Origin of the sequence: Caballeronia hypogeia, from assembly GCF_001544875.2 — a bacterium.
Lineage (GTDB): Bacteria > Pseudomonadota > Gammaproteobacteria > Burkholderiales > Burkholderiaceae > Caballeronia > Caballeronia hypogeia.
On the sequence record NZ_FCOA02000011.1, the window covers coordinates 129,371 to 147,516 of the forward strand.

An 18,146-nucleotide genomic window follows, 5' to 3' on the forward strand; every position below is an offset into this window, starting at 1 on the left:
AGCCGAAATCAAGCCGCGACGGGCATCGCGCCAAGCATGCCAGCGAAACGTTTCATTCCGATGTCTCCAAACGGAGACATACGCGAAGTCCCGAGAACGCTCATCATCCGAAAAAATCAGTGTTGATGCCGATTGTCGAACTGTCTCCAAATTGAGATATTCGTCTCGATAAAGAGATAACGGAGACATGTGCCGACATGCGCAACGACTGGATCAACGTTCCCGCCGACTACAGCGACGTCATGCGCCGCGCGATGGAGTCGCTGTTCAAGACCTTCGAGAACCTCAGCGAAGGCACTTTCATCGTCGATGCGGACGCCCGCGTCGTATGGATCAACAAGCGTTATGCGGCGCGCTTCGGCTTCTCGGATCCGCTCGACGCCATCGGCCTCGACTGCGAGGCGGTGATTCCGAACAGCCTGATGCGCGAAGTCGTCGCGACCGGCAAGCCGATCCTGCTCGACGTGCTCGAAACCGGCCGCGAGCCGCTCGTCGTCACGCGGCTGCCGCTGAAGGACGAGGCAGGTGCCACCGTCGGCGCGATCGGTTTCGCGCTCTTCGACGAGATGAAGGCGCTCACGCCGCTCTTCGCGCACTACTCGCGCGTGCAGCAGGAACTCATCGCGACGCGCCAGTCGCTCGCGCAGGCGCGGCGCGCGAAGTACACGTTTTCGAGCTTCGTCGGCACGAGTCCGGTCAGCCTCGAAGCGAAACGCCAGGCGCGCCGCGCGGCGCTCGTCGATTCGCCCGTCCTGCTGCTCGGCGAGACCGGCACCGGCAAGGAACTGCTCGCGCACGCGATCCACGGCGCCTCGACGCGCGCGGGCAAGCCGCTCGTCACCGTGAACGTCGCGGCGATTCCGGACACGCTGCTCGAAGTCGAATTCTTCGGCGCGGCGCCGGGCGCGTACACCGGCGCGGACCGAAAAGGGCGCGTCGGCAAATTCGAACTCGCCGACGGCGGCACGCTCTTTCTCGACGAAATCGGCGACATGCCGCTGCCGCTCCAGGGCAAGCTCCTGCGCGTGCTGCAGGACAAGGAGTTCGAGCCGCTCGGCTCGAATCGCATCGTGCGCGCGGATGTGCGGATCATCGCCGCGACCTCGGCGGATCTTCCCGCGCTGGTCGCGGCGGGACGCTTTCGCGCGGACCTGTTCTATCGGCTGAACGTGCTGACGATCCACGCGCCCCCGCTGCGCGAGCGTCCCGGCGATATCGAGGCGCTCGCCTATTCGATCCTCGAAGAGCTTTCGGCCGACGCGCGGCCGGGGCACGTGAGTCACTTCGTGCTGCACAAGGACGCGTTGCGCCTGCTGATGGCGTATTCGTGGCCCGGCAACGTGCGCGAGTTGCGCAATACGCTCGAACGCGCGTTGATGATGTCGGAGAGCGAGCACATCGACGCCCGCACGCTGAGCGCGTTCATCGACGCCGGGCGCGTGGCGCTTGCGACGCACGCGGAAGCAGGCCCGCCGGACGCCGCGAACCCGTCCGGCCTGTCCTACGCCGACGCGATGGCCGATTTCGAGAGGCGCTTTCTCAGCGATGCGCTGCGCGCGAGCGGCGGGCGCGTGGCCGATGCGGCGGAGAAGATCGGCATCGGCCGGGCGACGCTTTACAAGAAGATCGCGGCGCTCGGCATTGCTGTCTGACGGTTTGTGCGCACAGGCAAAATCGTCGCGAAAGCAAGGCGTGGCATACTCGCGAAATCGAAAATAACGACCAAGAATCAAAGGGGTAACGATGAAGCGCGGGATGAAGCTCGGCCAGGCGATCGGTCTTTCACTCATGCTTGCGGGCGGCGCTCTGTCGCTTGCCGGATGCAGCAGCGCGCCGCCGCTTTTTTCCGCCGATGGTCGCCCCACGCAGCAGATCCAGTGCCCCGCCTACGGCGGCTGGCGCAACTGTACGGACAACGCGAAGGTGCAGTGCCCGAGCGGCTACGACGTGCTCGATCAGTCGACCGAGAACAATCAGAACACGCTGCTGGTTGCCTGCAAGGCGAACTGATCGCGTCGTCGCGGTAGCGCAATATCAGACGTGCTGCGTCTCGCGCAGCATGGTCACGTCATAGCCGAGCGCGCGCGTACGCTCGATCAGGGTGCGGCGCAGTTCCGCCGATGGCTTCGGCTCGCGCGTAAGTATCCATAGATAGCGGCCGCTCGGTTCGCCGACGATGGACCACGAGTAATCGTCGGCGTGATCGAGGATCCAGTAATCGCCGACATAGAACGGGCCGAAAAACGACACCTTCAGCTTCGTGCCGTTCGATCCCGGCACGATCTTCGCGCGTCCTTCGGCTGAACGGTACGGACCGTCGAGGCCGCCTTGCCGGCACGCGTTGATGACTGAAACGAGCCCGTCCTCGCGGCGTGCGTAGTTCGCCGTAACCGCTTCGCAATTGCGCTCGAAGCGGTTCTCGTAGCGCGCGAATTCGTGCCAGTGACCGAGATAGCGGTCCAGATCGACAGCCTTCGACGGTTCCGGCACCTGGTCGTTGCCGCTCTTGCGCGCGCCGTTCGATGCGCACGCGAACAGTGTAGCGATGCCGCCGACGAGAGCCAGCGCCGCGGCGCCGTAAGCCCAGGGTCTTGTGATTTTCATGTAGCGCGAGTGCGTGATGCCTGTGAGTCCGAAACTGAGCAAGCAGCAAGCATCGTTCCGTCCCCGGTCGGCTCCCGAATTTGCTCACCTTTGAGCGTCCGCGATACAACGCGCGAGGCCACGCGCAATGCGCAAGTGGCTGTGGATGCAGGGATTTCTTCTCAGCTCACCGCCCGGCGACACGCCGTTCGTACCGCTCCCGTATGATCTCACCTCAAACCCGGCGCCCCTTCTCACCGATGCAGGATCGCATTCCCATCACCGTCGATGGTCCGCGCATCGCGTTCAGCAGCGCGTCATATCGGCCGATAACGAATGCTTTACGGAACAAAGGCTTGCATCATCCCGTTCATGACGTGGCTAAAGTCCCGAAGCTGCTTGGCGATCCCGACGATTCACTCAAAAGTGAGCCGCATACGCAGGGACCCGCTCACCATCGCGCCGATCCCGAATCGTCTCACCTCTTTATGGCGGAGTATGCTTCGCACTCTCCCATAAAGACTTAAAAGTAGCTTCGTCATGGCTTCGCCGGTTTCCCTGCCTTCCGCATTTGCATCCCTGCCTTCGCTGCTCAATCCGCTCTTCACGATCATCCTGCCGGTCTTCGGCCTCATCTTCGCGGGCTATGCGTGCCGCAAGCTGAACAAGCTCGGGCCGACCGCCGCGTCCGAACTGAACCGCTTCGTCGTGTATCTGGCGCTGCCCGCGCTGCTCTTCGACATCATGGCCAAGACGCCGTGGAGCATGCTCGATCAGCCCGCGTTCATCGCGGCGTTCGGCATAGGCACGGCGGTCATCTTCGTGCTGACGGTCGGCGTGCGGCTGATGCAGTCGCGTCACCTGGCGGATGCGAGCATCGACGGCCTGAATGCGGCGTATCCGAACACCGGCTTCGTCGGCTTGCCGCTGTGTCTGCTCGCGTTCGGCAAGGAAAGCCTCGCGCCCGCCGTGATCGCGACGATCCTCACCGTGTGCGTGCTGTTCGCGGTCGCGATCGTGCTGATCGAGCTCGGCCTTCAAACCGAGAAGCACATCGGCCGCACGCTTGGAAATGTCGCGAAGTCGCTGGCGAAGAATCCGCTGCTGGTCGCGCCGGTCGCGGGCGCGTTGCTGAGCGGTTCGGGCGCCCACGTGCCGGCGGGCGCGGAGGCGCTGCTCAAGCTCCTGGGCGGCGCGGCGAGTCCGTGCGCGCTGGTCGCGCTCGGGCTGTTTCTCGGTGCGAAAGGCGAGGCGCGTGACATGCGCACGACGAGCGCGCTCGTGACCCTCAAGCTTCTGGCCCAGCCGCTCCTGACGTGGTGGCTGGCGTTTCACGTGTTCAGCCTGCCGCCGCTGTGGGCGAAGAGCGCCGTGATCCTGAGCGCGCTGCCGACCGGCACCGGCCCGTTCATGCTGGCCGAGTTTTATCGACGGGAAGGCGGCGTGACGTCGAGCGCGATTCTGTTCTCGACAGTCGTCTCGCTCGTTACCGTCACGCTCTGCCTGACCGTTCTGCTCTGAGCGCGCAAAAAAAACGCCCGGTGCGGACGCATCGGGCAAAACCACCTTCTGTCGATGGTGGAGGAGGGACGGTTCAGACTGCTTCCTCTGATGCTTGCGCCGCTTACCGCACGCGCTGACCGTCGCGCGCGTCGGCGCGAAGCTGCGCGTGCCGTTCCTGATACGGACGCAGTTGCGGATAGCTGAGCGAATTGACGGCGTCGAGATCGCCCGCGCGACGGGCGCTCGCCAGTTCCGCCTTCACTTGCGCGCGCGACATGCCCGCATTGGCGGTTTGCGCGAATGCGGGCGCCGTGGCGAGAAGCGCAGACAAAACCAGACCGCTGATCAAAGTGCTTTTCACGGGAATTCTCCTGGACTCGATTGCGTCGGGGCGACGCTTGCACAGAAGTCTAGGAGGAAAGCTATTGGCTAAAAATACCGATTGGGCCAACACATTGTTGTCGAGAGCGGTTGAATGCTGGCCCGCGATTCGAAACTGACGCGCCGGTCAGTTCGACGATTGTTGCCAAGACGGTAACGATCGATTCCGAAACGGATTATTTTTGAGAGAGGGCCCTGCCATTAAGGTAGCGGCCATCGATCGAACGCGGTCGAGCAACAATATTGATCCGAAGGTATCTCATGAAACGCATTTTCACTATTTTGGTCGCATCAATTGCCGTGTTTGCTGCAGCAGGCGCGGCTCGGGCAGCAGATTTGCAGTCATCGGAATGTCAGGGGCCGGCAACCTATTGCAACGTGTATTTCGGCCATTGAGCGGCAGGATTTCCTGCTCAGCTCAATCTAGCGAGGCGTCCTGATGGGGCGTCTTGTTTCGTTTACGTATCAAAAACTAAACGGAATGATTCCTTGCTCATAGTTATCCACAGTTTCTGTGGATAACGGTGGGGATAGACGTCGAGAAACCGCGTGGCGACGCGGCGCGAGGTAGATTGCTCGATTTGTCGCAAAAATAGCCCCCAATAGTCCGACATGAAGTCGCGCCGGCCGCAGACGTCTTCGACGCGAAACGCCTATCATGTGCACGCGCGCCGGCCGGATGATCGTCCGGCTGATCCAACTTTTCGTCCTTTACAGGGGAAGAACTCATGGCCTTGAAGATCGCGGTGGTCGTCGGAAGCTTGCGACGGGATTCGTTCAACAAGCAGCTCGCGCACGCGCTGGTGTCGCTCGCGCCGGGCGATTTTTCGTTCGACTTTCTCGATATCGGCACTTTGCCGCTCTACAGCCAGGATTACGACAGCGACTTTCCCGAGTCCGCGCTCGCCTTCAAGCAGAAGATCGCCGATGCCGACGGCCTTCTCATCGTCACTCCCGAATACAACCGCTCGATTCCCGGCGTGCTGAAGAACGCGCTCGACTGGGGCTCGCGGCCGTGGGGAAAGAGCGTCTGGGGCGGCAAGCCGGGCGCGATCATCGGCACCTCGGTGGGCGCGATCGGCACGGCTATCGCGCAATCGCATCTGCGCGGCGTGTGCGCGTATCTCGACATCGTGCTGATGAACCAGCCGGAGATGTACATCAAGCACGACGAAAAGCGTATCGATGCGAACGGCAACATCGTCAGCGAGGACACGCGCAAGTATCTGCAGACCTTCGTGGACAAGTACGCCGCATGGGTGCGCGATCGCGCCGCCTGATGGCTCACCCTCGCCGTTAAAAAAATGGCCCGCGCGAGCGGGCCATTCGACATCTGCAAGGTGAAATAAAGCAGGATCAGACGTGATGATGTCCCGTCACGCGATCCCAGCCGTGACGGATCGCGGCCTTGAAGCGCTCCCACGTATCGCCTTCGAGATGCTTGCTTTCCCAGTCGCGGCGCGTTTCGTATTCCATCTGGTCGTCCCAGTTGCGGCTGCGGAAGCGGTCGTCATTGCCGAGCGTCGCGCCGTAGCGATACGCGCCCTGATAGTCCTCGTAAGGCTCGCCCGTCGCGGAATACTTCGACTCGTAGTCGGCGCGGAAATCCTCTTCGTATTCCATGTACTCGTTCGGCACGGTCTGCGGACCGGCGGTGGGCGCCGGACCGATCGGCCCCGTTGCCTGCGTCCCCGCCGACGCGATCACCGGGTCGGGCGACGAGCCCGTCGCGCGCGTTGCGCTCTGAAGCGGCGCGGGTTCGTCCAGCGGACTCAGCGGCTCGACCGAGCGCCATTCGGAAGCCATGTCGGTGCGCACGCCCGGCAACGGGCCGCGTTCGCCGGCCGTGCCGCTCGCGGGCGGAACCGCGCCCGTCGTGCGCAGCGGATCGCGGCCCGCCAGCGCGTCGCGCTCCGAAAGCGCTTCGCCCGCAAGCTCGGTATGCGTCGCGAGCGGATCGGCCGGCGTGCCGGCGAGCGGGTCGATTCCGGTCGTCGCCATCGGATCGCGCCCCGTCAACGGATCGCGGCCCGCGAGCGGATCGCGCGTCGTGCGTTCCGAGGTGCCCGTCATCGACTGCGATTGCGACTGTGACTGCGTCCCCCAGTCCGATTGCATGCCGCGCCCGAGCAATGGATCGTCCGCCGGATCGCTGACGTAATCGCGTGGCGCGACCATGCCCGGGTCCAGCGGCGTTTCGGCCGGGTCGCCCACATCGGCGCGAGGATAAGCCCGCGCGCGCGGCGCGTTCAGATTCGGATCGTTGACCGGCTCGCGGCCAGGCACTGCGCTGCCGCGTCCGAGACCCAGCTCGTCGAGCACGGAATGATCGCGCTCGTCTTCCGCCGCGGGCATCGCGGGCGCGCCATGTTCGAGCGTCGTCCAGCTTGCCGCGCGTTCGTCGATATCGATTGCGCCCTGACCCGAAAGCGTCGCGCGGGCGACGTCGGCCTGCTCGGCGCTCGGCGTATCCACGGCGACGAGAATCGCTCCGCGCCGCACCGCCTCCGAGTAATGCGCGACCTCGGGCGGCTGATCGCGCCCGCCGAACAACATGCTGAAAAAGCGCTCGATATTCGCGAGCATGCCCGGCTCCGCATGTGTTTCCGCGTCGGGCATGTCGGAGGGCGCGGCGGCATCGTCGCGCTTGGGATTCGCCTGCAACTCGATGTCCGCGCGCGGGAAGCCTGCAGCGATCAAGGCCGCGCGCGCGTCTTCGGCTTGCGCATAAGTGTCGAAAACTCCGATGACGGTGTGTCGCATTTACGCCTCCTGCGGATGGGCGGAATTCCGGAAATCGGCGACTACCTGTCGCCGTGCATGCGGAGGCTTACGCAACTCGCGTGCCGGACAGGCTTCGATTGATCGAGGTGGATCGGCAGGCAAACCGTCGATCGGCCCTTTTACAAAAGGGCGCATAAAAGATGACAAAGATTCAGCGATCCACGGAGCGAGTGGATGGCGTTTCGGCGGGAGTCGCGTCCGGACCGCGCGTGCGTTCGCGGATCGCCCGCAGCAGCGAGTCGAGCAGCGCGATGTCGAACGGTTTCGACAGCACGCGCGCGCCGACCTGCCGCGCGCGGTCCAGTTCCTCCGCGTAACCCGTGACGAGAATCACCGGAATCTGCGGCTCGAAGCGCTGCAGCATTTCCGCGAGGTCGATGCCGTTCATCCGTCCCGGCATGTGGATGTCGGAGAGCACGACATCGAAGGGAAATCGGGTCCCCGCTTCGGCCCGCGCGGTTTCCAGCACGTTGACGGCCGTATCCGCATTAAAGACATAGGTGACGCGGTGGCCCATCATCGTGAGCAACGCCTCGGTGCCCGCGGCGACTTCCTCATTGTCTTCGACCAGCATCACGCGCAGTCCTTCCGCTTCCCTGGCCGCCGCCTGCTCCTCGCGCGGCGCCGCGTGGGTCGTATCCGCCGTCGCGGCCGCGCGCGGCAGATACAGGCGCACCGCGGTGCCCGCGCCGATCGCGCTGTCGATGGTCGCGAGCCCGCCCGCGCGCTCGCAGAACGCGAACACCTGCGGCAGACCGAGGCCCGTGCCCATGCCCTTCGGCTTGGTCGTGAAAAGCGGCTCGAACGCGCGGCCGAGCACTTCGGCGCTCATGCCGAGGCCGTTGTCTTCCAGCGTGATCTGCACGAAATCGCCGATCAGCGGAAAGCCGTCCTCATGACGAAAGCGCACGTTGTCCGCGCGCACGGTGAAGGTGCCGCCGTTGGGCATCGCGTCGCGCGCGTTCACCGCCACGTTGATGAGCGCCAGCTCCAGCTCCGCCGGATCGACGCGGATCGCCCAGACTTCCGGCGCGACTTCGACGTTGAGCGCCACTTTCGCGCCGAGCGACGCGCGCAACAACTCGCGCCCCGCAGGCACCCATTTGCCGATCGCGATGATCTCGCTCCTGAGCGGCTGCTTGCGCGCGACGCCGAGCAACTGCCGCGTGAGGGACTGGCCGCTCTTCAGCGCGCGCTCCATCGCGGAGAGTTCGCGGTCGAGGCCGGGCGCGCCGCGCCGCCGCGCGATCTGCACATTGGTCGAGACGATCATCAGCAGATTGTTGAAATCGTGCGCGACGCTGCCGACGAGATTGCCGAGCGCCTCCATCTTGCGGGCCTGCCGGTACGCGGATTCGATCGAACGGCGCATCGACGCTTCCGCCTGCCAGCGCTCCCACGCTTCCTCCTCGGTCGCGAGCCGCCGCAGCGACTGGCCGATCACGCCCCACAGCACCACGCACGGCGCGAAAATCGACAACGCGAGCACGCTCAGGTGCCTGTACCACGCGGACCAGATCGTCGCGATCGGATAGCCGCTCGACACATAGACCGGATACGTGCCGACACGGCGAAACGCGACGATCTTCAACTGGTTGTCCAGGCCCGAGACCATCTTCACGACCCCGCTCCGAACGCCGGCGTTATAGGCCTCGCGCAGCGGCGAACTGGCCGCGAGCGACATGCGATCGGGTTCGCGCGGCGGAAACCACGCGAGCACTTCGCCGTCCGAGCGCGCCAGGCCGAGCGAGATGCTCGGGTTGTCGCCGATCAGCTCGCGATAGAACGCGGCGAAATAGTTAGGGCGCAGCGCGATGGACACCATGCCGTCGAAGCTGCCCGAGGGCGTGCGCCGCGCGACCGCGGTGTTGAACACCGGCTCGCCGGCGACGCGCCCGATCATCACGCGCGAAATCAGCTGCATCTGCTGCCCGGAGCGCAGGCCCTTGAAGTCGTCGCGGTCCGCGACGGAAATGTCGGGCGTCGGATAGGTGCGGCTGGTCGCGAGGAGCTGGCCGTCGGGGCCGAACACCGAAGCCGCCGCGACCTGCTGATAGATGCCGCTGATTCCCTTCAGGCGCCGGTGGATCGTGTCGCTGTCGCGGCGGATCGCGTCGGCATTCAAACCGTCGAGCAGATCGACGATGCGCTCGTTCAGCGTCACGTTGAGGTCGAAGACCTTGAGCGCGTGCTCCTCCGCGACACGAGCATTGCGCGCGACGAACTCGGAGGCGTCCGCGACGCGCGCGTGGTAATCCGTGAACGCGATGACCGCCACGTACACGCACGGGAGCACGATCGCGGCGACCAGCAGCGCGTAGAGCGTCAAACGCTGCGCGGCGAAGTTGCGCTCGGGAACCACCGGATAAGGCGGCTCTTCCTGCCATGATTCCGCGGCAGGCCCGGCGTCGGACTCTTCACGTGGCAGGGTCATTTTCGGCAGCGAATTGGAAAACTTACCCGGACACGACGCATTTCGTACGCCGGAGCGGGCCCACGAACGCAGTAAATCGAGTGCGAGCGATGCAAACGCGAAAAGGACGCACGAAGCATGCCGGGCAGCCCGTTGGAACGCCGGCGGCGGTCGAGGGATCGCTCGGCACGGCGCGCAGTTAGCGAGATTATCGGAAGCGCAAACGTACACAAAAGTACGAGTACGTATCAAAGCATGATTGATCGAGTCAAAATTTCCTATATATCCCCAGAATTCATCATATTGATTCGCACAGATGGTGAAGTCGAGTTGCTTTGACATTCTGTTAGTCCGACAATGCAATCCTCCGACGTATACGTACCGCGTGCCGCGCGCACTCGCGCGCACGACGGAGACATGAACAAGCTCGCGGCGCGTGCCGGGGAGCAGTGACGTTCGCGGCGAATATGCCGACGAGCCACGTGACCGCGCGAGAAACGGAAGGCCACGGCTGTGAGAAGGCCGGACCAGCACGGGGGCAGGCAACATGACGCCGATCGAGACCCAGCACGCGATGCGCGCTGTGCGGACGCCGACCACGCCGCAATCGCCCGCCGGATGGCGCGCGTATGTTCATTTGCGCCGCGCGTGGCTTGCGGCCGCCGCGTGGCCCGGCCGCCGCGTCCGCAATCCTGGCGAACGACTCGGACCGCACCGGCGCATCGGTGATTCTCCCCATAAAGATCGCCGCGAAAACGCCGTAATCCCGTTCGAGAGCACGTTGTGTACGCCGAAAACCGCCTAACCGATCCTTCCGACCATGCCGTTGCCGATTGTCATTGCCGATGATTCCCTGCTCGCGCGCAAGGTGCTGACGCGCGCGCTGCCCCCGGAGTGGGACGTCGAGATCTCTTACGCGACCAACGGGCGCGAGGCGCTGGAGCATTACCGGGCGGGCCGCGCATCGGTCATGTTCCTCGATCTCACGATGCCCGACATGACCGGCTATCAGGTGCTCGACGCCTTGCAGCACGAGGACCTGAACACTTTCGTGATCGTCGTGTCCGCCGATGTGCAGCCGATGGCTCAGGAGCGCGTGCGCGCGCTCGGCGCGATCGCGTTCCTGCCGAAACCGGTGACGCCCGAAGCGCTGCGTCCTGTTTTGAAGGAGTACGGACTCCATGGTTGATGCCGCCCTGAACGAAGACCAGCGCGACGCGCTGCAGGAAGTCGCCAACATGGCGATGGGCCAGGCCGCGACGCGCCTCTCGAAGCTGCTCGGCACGTTCATCGAATTGTCGGTGCCGCGCGTGCGCGTGGTGAGCGTGGCGGAGGCGTCGGCGGCGCTGCGCGAAATGACCGGCATCACCGACTCCGTCACGGCCGTGCGGCAGGGTTTCCGCTCCGACATCAAGGGCGAGGCGATCGTGCTGTGCAAGAGCAGCAGCGTGGATCAGTTGTGCGCGCTCGTCGACGATCCGTACACGAAATCCGCCTACGAGGCGACCACGCGCACCGAGCTCGTGTTCGACGTCGCCACCGTGCTGATGGGCGCGTGCGTGTCGTGCATTCTCGACCGCCTGGGCCGCTCGCCGATCTTCTCGCCGCCCGGCATGCTCGGCCAGGAAATCGGCCTCGACGACGTGTTCCAGCCCGCGATGCTCGCGTGGAAGACGGCGCTGCTGCTGGAAGTGAATTTCGCGCTGGAAGACCACAGCTTCCGCGCGCACCTCGTGATGCTGATGGCCGAGGACGCCATCACGCATCTGAACGAAGCGCTCGATGCGCTTCTCTCCAGTCTCTGAGCAGGCGCGTATCGTGATCATGGACGAACTGCACGTGCTGAGCGAACTGGTGATCGAGCGCGTGGGGTTCGGCGTTTTCGTGCTCGACCGCGACCTCAATGTCCTGATGTGGAACCGCTTCATGGCGGACCACAGCGGCCGGACGGCCGAGCAGGTCGTCGGCAAGTCGATTTTTGCGAGCTTTCCGGAATTGCCGCGGGTGTGGTTCACGCGCAAGGTCGAAAGCGTGTTCCAGCTGGGCAGCTTCGCTTTCAGCTCGTGGGAGCAGCGGCCGTATCTGTTCAAGTTCGACCACGACCGGCCGATCACCGGCGGCGTCGATTTCATGCAGCAGGACTGCACCTTCATGCCGCTCACGCACGAGCGCGAGGTGCGCGCCGTGTGCGTGACGATTTCCGACGTGACGCACGCCAGCATGATGCAGCGCGCCCGCGACGAAGCCGTCGCCAAGCTGCAGGAGTTCGCCGACCGTGACGGCCTGACCGGCATCGCCAACCGGCGCTACTTCGAGCTGCGCCTCGCCGACGAATTCTCGCGCTGGCAGCGCTACGGCGGCGAGCTGTCGATGCTGCTGTTCGACCTCGACCATTTCAAGCGCATCAACGACGATCTCGGGCATCTGGTCGGCGACACGGTGCTGCGCGTGATGGCCGAACGCGTCGCCAGGAGCGTGCGCGTGCAGGACGTGTTCGGGCGCTTCGGCGGCGAGGAATTCGCGCTGCTTCTGCCGTGCACGAATTTCGACGACGCGATGATCGTCGCGGAAAAGGTGCGGCGCGCGATCGGCGAGACGCCCATCGACGTGCAGGGCGCCCGGGTGCCGGTGACGGCCAGCGTCGGCGCGGCGCGTGCGCGGACTGGCGTGACCTCGTCCTACGAGGCGCTCATCAACGAGGCCGACGCCGCGCTCTACACGGCCAAGCGCGAAGGGCGGAATCGGGCGATCGGGTTCGTCTGACGCACTTTCCGGCATCGGCCGCATCGCCGCTGCGCCTTGCCCCGCGCGGCCCCGGCGCAATCGGGCAAAGTATTGATATACTCTTTGCCGCTTCCGGCGCAGTCGCAGCCGGCTCGCGCCGGCTTCCCCCTTCGAACCAGCCCCGTTTCACGCATGCGCCATGTCGTCCCGCGCGCACCGGGTTGCATCGAAACCGGCGCCTGATCACTTAATTTGCCCTTGGGGGCGCCACAGCGGAGTTCGTCTTGGCCGTTTCCAACATCATCGCTGACGAGCCTGCTCCAGACGCCGCGAAAACGTCGTCGGGAAGCTCGTTTTACCTCGCGATGCGCATCCTTCCCGTCGAGCAGCGGGACGCGATGTACCAGATTTACGCGTTCTGCCGCGCGGTCGACGACATCGCCGACGAAGGCTCGTTGCCGCGCCGCGAGCGCGCGCTCGCGCTCGATCAGTGGCGCGAGGACATCGACGCGTGCTATACCGGCACGCCTAAGAAATCGCTCGAAGCGCTCACCCGGCACATCCAGGCTTTCCGACTTTCCCGCGACGACTTCCAGGCCGTGATCGACGGCATGGCGATGGACGCCGCCGGCGATATCGTCGCCCCCGACGAAGCCACGCTCGACCTCTACTGCGATCGCGTCGCGAGCGCGGTCGGCCGGCTCTCGGTGAGAATCTTCGGGATGCACGAGGACGCCGGGCGACGCCTCGCGCACCATCTCGGCCGCGCGCTGCAACTGACCAACATCCTGCGCGACATCGACGAAGACGCGGAAATCGGCCGCGTGTATCTGCCGCGCGAATTGCTCGCGCGCGAAGGCATTTCCACCAGCGACGTGGCGAGCATCGTCGGCGACGCGCGTCTGCCGCGCGTGTGCGCCGTGCTCGCCGAGCGCGCGAAGGGCCACTACGCCCAGTCCGACGCGATCATGGCGGCGTCGCCGCGCTCACAGGTGCGCGCGCCGCGCATCATGTCGGCGGCGTATCGCACCGTGCTCGACGCCAATCTGAAACGCGGCTTCGACCTGCCGCGCACGCGCGTGCGCACGCCGCGTTCGCGCCTGCTGTGGATCGTGGCGCGCAATCTGATCTGATGTCCCGGCGGGTCTTTGTGGTCGGGGCGGGGCTTTCGGGCCTCGCCGCCGCGGTTCAGGCGCAACGACGCGGCGCGCGCGTCGTGCTGCACGAAGCGGCGCCTTTCGCCGGCGGCCGCTGCCGCTCCTCCTTCGACCCGAAACTCGGTGTTACCGTCGATAACGGCAATCATCTGCTGCTATCCGGCAATCATTCGACGATGAGCTATCTTCGCGCAATCGGCGCGACGGATACGCTGATCGGCCCGACGCAGCCCGAATTTCCGTTCTTCGACGCCGCCACCGGCGACGCGTGGACCGTGCGCATGTCGCCCGGACGTCTGCCGCGCTGGATCTTCGACGCCGATGCGCGCGTGCCCGGCACGCAGCCCGCCGACTATCTGCCGGTTCTGCCGCTGTTTTTCGCGAAGCCGGGCCGCACGGTCACGGAATCGGTTCGGCGCAGGAATCGCGTGTGGCATCTGCTCGTGCGCCCGCTCCTGCGCGCGATGCTCAACGCCGATCCCGCCGACGCCAGCGCGGAACTCGCCGCCGGCCTGATGCGCGAAACGCTGGCGCAGGGCGGCCAGGCCTGCCGTCCGCTGATTGCGAGGAGTGGCCTGTCGCATGCGTTCGTCGAACCGGCGCTGCGTCACCTGCAATACGGCGGCGCGGAGATTCGTCTCGGCTCGCGGGTCGCGAGCATCGGCGTTTCGGGCACGGATTCGAAGGAGCGTGTAAGCTCGCTGGCTTTCGAGGACGCGGCCGAGCCCGTCATGCTCGGCGCGGATGACGGCGTCGTGCTCGCCGTGCCGCCCGATGCGGCGCGCCGACTGGTGCCGGACCTGAGCGCGCCGGACGCATCGAATGCAATCGTCACCGTGCATTTCGCGGTCGATGCGCCTCTCGGATTTCAGCCGCTGACGTGCGTCGTCAACGGCATGTCGGACCGGATTTTCGCGGCCGACGGGCGGGTTTCGGTCACGCTCTCGGACGCGAATGCCCGCCTCGCGACGCCGCACGAGGAACTCGCGGCGGCGGTATGGCAGGAAACGGCGCGCGCGGTGCGCATGCCCGCCGCGCCGACGCCGCCGTGGCAGGTCGTCGCGGAACCCCGCGCGACCTTCGCCGCCGTGCCCGCGCAGGAGGGCTTGCGGGCCGCCACGCGCACGCGCTGGCGCAATTTCACGCTCGCGGGCGACTGGACGGCCACCGGCCTGCCCGCGACGATCGAAGGCGCGATCCGCTCAGGCCAGAAGGCCGCGGACGCGTTGTTGAACCCATCGATGGAATGCTGATGAACGATTTATCCCTGTCGGCCGCGGGCGCGCAAGTGTCGAACGCCTCGCTCGATACCGCGATCAACCACGCCACCGACACGCTGCTCGCCGGGCAGCATCCCGAAGGCTACTGGCTTTACGAACTCGAAGCGGACGCGACCATTCCCGCTGAATATGTGCTGCTCGTCCATTATCTCGGCGAGACGGCGGACGAGAAGCTGGAAGCGAAGATCGGCCGCTATCTGCGCCGCATCCAGCGCGCGGACGGCGGCTGGCCGCTTTTCAGCGACGGCGCGATGGACGTTTCCGCGACCGTGAAGGCGTATTTCGCGCTGAAGATGATTGGCGATTCGCCGGACGCCGAGCACATGCAGCGCGCCCGGCGGGCGATTCTCGCGGCGGGCGGCGCGGAGAGGGTGAACGTGTTCACACGCATCCTGCTCGCGCTGTTCGGCGTGGTGTCATGGCGCGCGGTGCCGATGATGCCGGTCGAGATCATGCGTCTGCCGATGTGGTTCCCGTTCCATCTGTCGAAGGTGTCGTACTGGGCACGCACGGTGATCGTGCCGATGCTCGTGCTCAACGCGAAGCGTCCGCGCGCGCGCAATCCGCGCGGCGTGCGCATCGACGAAGTGTTCACCAATCCGCCGGTCAACACCGGCATGCCGACGCGCTCGGGGCATCAGAGCCGTGGCTGGTTCGCGTTTTTCCGGGTCGTCGATGCGATCCTGCGGGTGGCCGATCCGCTCCTGCCGAAAGCCGGCCGCGAGCGCGCGATCGACGAAGCCGTGCGTTTCGTCGACGAGCGTCTGAACGGCGAGGACGGCCTCGGCGCGATTTTCCCGGCGATGGCCAACTCGGTCATGATGTACGACGTGCTGGGCTATCCGCCGGAACATCCGAACCGCGCGATCGCGCGCAAGTCGCTCGACAAGCTGCTCGTCATCGACGAAGCCGACGACGGCGAGGCGTATTGCCAGCCGTGCCTGTCGCCGGTCTGGGACACGTCGCTCGCGGCGCACGCGCTGCTCGAAACCGGCATGCCGAAGGCGCGCGCGGCGGTGAAACGCGGCCTCGACTGGCTCGTGCCGCTGCAGATTCTGGATGTGCGCGGCGACTGGATTTCGCGCCGTCCGGACGTGCGTCCCGGTGGCTGGGCGTTCCAGTTCGCGAACCCGCACTATCCGGATGTCGACGACACCGCGGTCGTCGCGATGGCGATGGAGCGCGCCGACCGCGAGAACGGCACGGCGCTGTACGGCGAATCGATCGCGCGGGCGCGCGAATGGGTCGTCGGCATGCAGAGCAGCGACGGCGGCTGGGGCGCGTTCGAGCCGGAAAACACGCAGTACTACCTGAACAACATTCCGTTCTCCGATCACGGCGCGCTGCTCGATCCGCCGACCGTCGACGTGTCCGCGCGTTGTCTCTCGATGCTCGCGCAACTGGGTGAAACGTCGCAGAACAGCGAACCGGCGCGGCGCGCGTTCGACTACATCGTGCGCGATCAAGAGCGCGACGGAAGCTGGTACGGCCGCTGGGGCCTGAACTACATCTACGGCACCTGGTCGGCGATGTGCGCGCTGAATGCGGCCGGCGTCGCGCCGACCGACCCGCGCATGACGCGCGCGGCGAACTGGCTCATCGGCATTCAGAACACGGACGGCGGCTGGGGCGAGGACGGCGAGAGCTACAAGCTCGACTATCGCGGTTACGAGCAGGCGCTGAGCACGTCGTCGCAGACGGCTTGGGCGTTGATGGGACTGATGGCGGCGGGCCTCGTCGAACATCCGGCGGTCGCGCGCGGCATCGAATATCTGATCCGCACGCAACAGGACCACGGTCTCTGGGACGAAACGCGCTTCACCGCGACGGGTTTCCCGCGCGTGTTCTATCTGCGTTACCACGGTTATCGCAAATTCTTCCCGCTGTGGGCGCTCGCGCGCTACCGCAACCTGACGCGCGAAGGTCTCACGCGCGTGACGGCGGCGATGTGAACGCGCCGGAGCAACGTTCCGCGCGCACGCTGCATCAGGCGGAAGCGGGCGCGCCGGTCATCGCTGTGACGGGCATGGCCTTCGAGGCGAAGATCGTGCGCGGGCGCGGCGTCGAGGTCGTGTTTGCGGCGCGCGCCGACTGGCTCGAACGCGCGCTGTCCGATGCGATCGCGCGAGGCTGCTCGGGCATCGTCAGCTTCGGCACGGCGGGCGGGCTTGCGCCGGATCTCGCGCCGGGGGCGCTGATCGTCGCGGACAGCGTGTGCGGGCCGCTCGGCGAATTGCATACCGATGCCGCGTGGTCGGCGCGCATCGTCGAGGCGTTCGCGGGAACGCCGCTCGCGCGCGTTGCGCGGCGCGGCAAGATGGCGGGTGTCGCCGCGCCGGTCAGGAGCGAAGCGGAAAAGCGCTCGCTGCATTCGTCTACGGGCGCGCTTGCCGTCGATATGGAATCGCATGTCGCCGGGGCGATCGCGGCCGCGCGCGGGCTGCCGTTCGCGGTGTGCCGCGCGGTGGTCGATCCGGCTTGGCGCACGTTGCCGCCCGCGGCTACGGCGGGCCTGCGCGATGACGGCACGACGGCGATCGGCCCGATCTTGCGCGAACTGCTGCGCGAGCCGTCGCAACTGGGCGCGCTCCTGCGCCTCGCCTCCGATGCGCGCCAGGCCCGCGCGACGCTGGTTCAGGCGCGGCATGCCTTGGAATCGGCGCGAGCGCTCGTGCCTGGTTGATTTGCCCTCGCGCTTGCTTTCTGCGGGTTAACCCCTATCTCAGTATAATCAGGGAAAACCCTAATCGAGCGCGCGTTGCCTTGCTTTGTTCAAGCGACGCGCGCGGCAAGGAAAGCGAGGTAACGCAAATGAATTTTCACACCCGGAAATGGGTCAAGCCGGAAGACCTGAACCCGAATGGCACCTTGTTCGGAGGCAGCCTCCTGCGCTGGATCGACGAGGAAGCCGCCATCTACGCGATTTCGCAACTGGGCAACCAGCGTGTCGTGACCAAGTTCATGTCGGAGATCAACTTCGTGAGTTCGGCGCGTCAGGGCGACATCATCGAACTGGGCATCACCGCGACGCACTTCGGCCGCTCGTCGATCACGCTGCGCGCCGAGGTGCGCAACAAGATCACGCGCAAGAGCATTCTGACGGTCGAGAAGATGGTGTTCGTGAATCTGAACGCGCAGGGCGAGCCGGCTCCGCACGGCCGCACGAAGATCCGGTATGCCGATGAACTGTTCGAGGCGTATCGGCGCGATCAGGGACCGGTGGAAGCGCCCGCGATTTCAAGCGACGATCTGTTCGAGGAAGAAGCGGAAGCGGCACACTAAAAACAACACGGGCGCTCAAGGCGCCCGTTCTTGTTTCAG

Annotated in this window: 18 protein-coding genes; 14 read left to right on the forward strand and 4 right to left on the reverse strand. The window is 65.6% G+C overall.

Translation table 11 applies throughout. The annotated features are described in order from the left end of the window. Positions 1–197: 197 nt before the first annotated feature. Together AWB79_RS18135 and AWB79_RS18140 are read left to right on the forward strand one after the other, a co-directional pair. Complete coding sequence (locus AWB79_RS18135; RefSeq protein WP_061168810.1) at positions 198–1,652, forward strand: sigma-54 interaction domain-containing protein; 1,455 nt, start codon at positions 198–200, stop codon at positions 1,650–1,652. A gap of 103 nt (positions 1,653–1,755) precedes the next feature. Next, entirely contained in the window at positions 1,756–2,010 is a 255-nt protein-coding gene (locus AWB79_RS18140; RefSeq protein ID WP_232470925.1) for a hypothetical protein, read from the forward strand. 24 nt (positions 2,011–2,034) lie between these two features. Here AWB79_RS18140 and AWB79_RS18145 read toward each other — a convergent pair whose 3' ends face one another. Beyond that, positions 2,035–2,604: a lipocalin family protein gene (locus AWB79_RS18145; RefSeq protein ID WP_061168890.1), complete on the reverse strand. Its 570-nt coding sequence runs from the start codon at positions 2,602–2,604 to the stop codon at positions 2,035–2,037. A 519-nt stretch (positions 2,605–3,123) separates the two neighbouring features. Between AWB79_RS18145 and AWB79_RS18150 the strand changes: the two genes are divergently transcribed. Next, positions 3,124–4,104, forward strand: coding sequence for an AEC family transporter (locus AWB79_RS18150; protein ID WP_061168812.1), 981 nt, complete (start codon positions 3,124–3,126; stop codon positions 4,102–4,104). Between the two features lie 103 nt (positions 4,105–4,207). Here AWB79_RS18150 and AWB79_RS18155 read toward each other — a convergent pair whose 3' ends face one another. Then, the gene (locus AWB79_RS18155) at positions 4,208–4,447 is read right to left on the reverse strand and encodes a DUF4148 domain-containing protein (RefSeq protein ID WP_061168813.1); all 240 of its coding nucleotides are present in this window, start codon (positions 4,445–4,447) and stop codon (positions 4,208–4,210) included. A 281-nt stretch (positions 4,448–4,728) separates the two neighbouring features. On the opposite strand from AWB79_RS18155, the gene AWB79_RS40820 reads away from it, so the two are divergent. Together AWB79_RS40820 and AWB79_RS18160 are read left to right on the forward strand one after the other, a co-directional pair. Then, positions 4,729–4,863 carry a hypothetical protein gene (locus AWB79_RS40820; protein WP_269767968.1) on the forward strand — a complete coding sequence of 45 codons (135 nt, stop codon included), beginning with the start codon at positions 4,729–4,731 and terminating at the stop codon, positions 4,861–4,863. Positions 4,864–5,195: 332 nt separating this feature from the next. Continuing rightward, entirely contained in the window at positions 5,196–5,747 is a 552-nt protein-coding gene (locus tag AWB79_RS18160; RefSeq protein ID WP_061168814.1) for an NADPH-dependent FMN reductase, read from the forward strand. Positions 5,748–5,823: 76 nt separating this feature from the next. On the opposite strand, the gene AWB79_RS18165 is transcribed toward AWB79_RS18160, so the two are convergent. Both AWB79_RS18165 and AWB79_RS18170 read right to left on the reverse strand, forming a co-directional pair. Then, positions 5,824–7,230, reverse strand: coding sequence for a hypothetical protein (locus tag AWB79_RS18165; protein ID WP_061168815.1), 1,407 nt, complete (start codon positions 7,228–7,230; stop codon positions 5,824–5,826). A gap of 172 nt (positions 7,231–7,402) precedes the next feature. Beyond that, entirely contained in the window at positions 7,403–9,685 is a 2,283-nt protein-coding gene (locus AWB79_RS18170; protein WP_061168816.1) for a hybrid sensor histidine kinase/response regulator family protein, read from the reverse strand. A gap of 526 nt (positions 9,686–10,211) precedes the next feature. Between AWB79_RS18170 and AWB79_RS39555 the strand changes: the two genes are divergently transcribed. The 9 genes from AWB79_RS39555 (at position 10,212) to AWB79_RS18210 (ending at position 18,107) form a co-directional block, all read left to right on the forward strand. After that, the gene (locus tag AWB79_RS39555) at positions 10,212–10,469 is read left to right on the forward strand and encodes a hypothetical protein (protein ID WP_157695803.1); all 258 of its coding nucleotides are present in this window, start codon (positions 10,212–10,214) and stop codon (positions 10,467–10,469) included. A 15-nt stretch (positions 10,470–10,484) separates the two neighbouring features. Then, positions 10,485–10,853, forward strand: a complete 369-nt coding sequence (locus AWB79_RS18175; protein WP_061168817.1) for a response regulator — start codon at positions 10,485–10,487, stop codon at positions 10,851–10,853. Next, the gene (locus AWB79_RS18180; protein ID WP_061168818.1) at positions 10,846–11,469 is read left to right on the forward strand and encodes a chemotaxis protein CheC; all 624 of its coding nucleotides are present in this window, start codon (positions 10,846–10,848) and stop codon (positions 11,467–11,469) included. Before AWB79_RS18175 ends, AWB79_RS18180 begins: the two co-directional genes overlap by 8 nt. Before the next feature lie 19 nt (positions 11,470–11,488). Continuing rightward, positions 11,489–12,427: a sensor domain-containing diguanylate cyclase gene (locus AWB79_RS18185; RefSeq protein ID WP_061168819.1), complete on the forward strand. Its 939-nt coding sequence runs from the start codon at positions 11,489–11,491 to the stop codon at positions 12,425–12,427. A 245-nt stretch (positions 12,428–12,672) separates the two neighbouring features. Further along, complete coding sequence (gene hpnD / locus AWB79_RS18190) at positions 12,673–13,521, forward strand: presqualene diphosphate synthase HpnD (protein WP_061168820.1); 849 nt, start codon at positions 12,673–12,675, stop codon at positions 13,519–13,521. Then, positions 13,521–14,798: a hydroxysqualene dehydroxylase HpnE gene (gene hpnE / locus AWB79_RS18195; protein ID WP_061168821.1), complete on the forward strand. Its 1,278-nt coding sequence runs from the start codon at positions 13,521–13,523 to the stop codon at positions 14,796–14,798. The genes hpnD and hpnE overlap by 1 nt, the downstream gene beginning before the upstream one ends. Continuing rightward, on the forward strand, positions 14,798–16,777 hold the full coding sequence (gene shc / locus AWB79_RS18200; protein ID WP_061168891.1) for a squalene--hopene cyclase: 1,980 nt from the start codon (positions 14,798–14,800) through the stop codon (positions 16,775–16,777). Before hpnE ends, shc begins: the two co-directional genes overlap by 1 nt. A gap of 74 nt (positions 16,778–16,851) precedes the next feature. Then, positions 16,852–17,508 carry a phosphorylase gene (locus tag AWB79_RS18205; RefSeq protein ID WP_061168892.1) on the forward strand — a complete coding sequence of 219 codons (657 nt, stop codon included), beginning with the start codon at positions 16,852–16,854 and terminating at the stop codon, positions 17,506–17,508. A 128-nt stretch (positions 17,509–17,636) separates the two neighbouring features. Next, positions 17,637–18,107 carry an acyl-CoA thioesterase gene (locus tag AWB79_RS18210; protein ID WP_061168893.1) on the forward strand — a complete coding sequence of 157 codons (471 nt, stop codon included), beginning with the start codon at positions 17,637–17,639 and terminating at the stop codon, positions 18,105–18,107. Positions 18,108–18,146 lie beyond the last annotated feature (39 nt).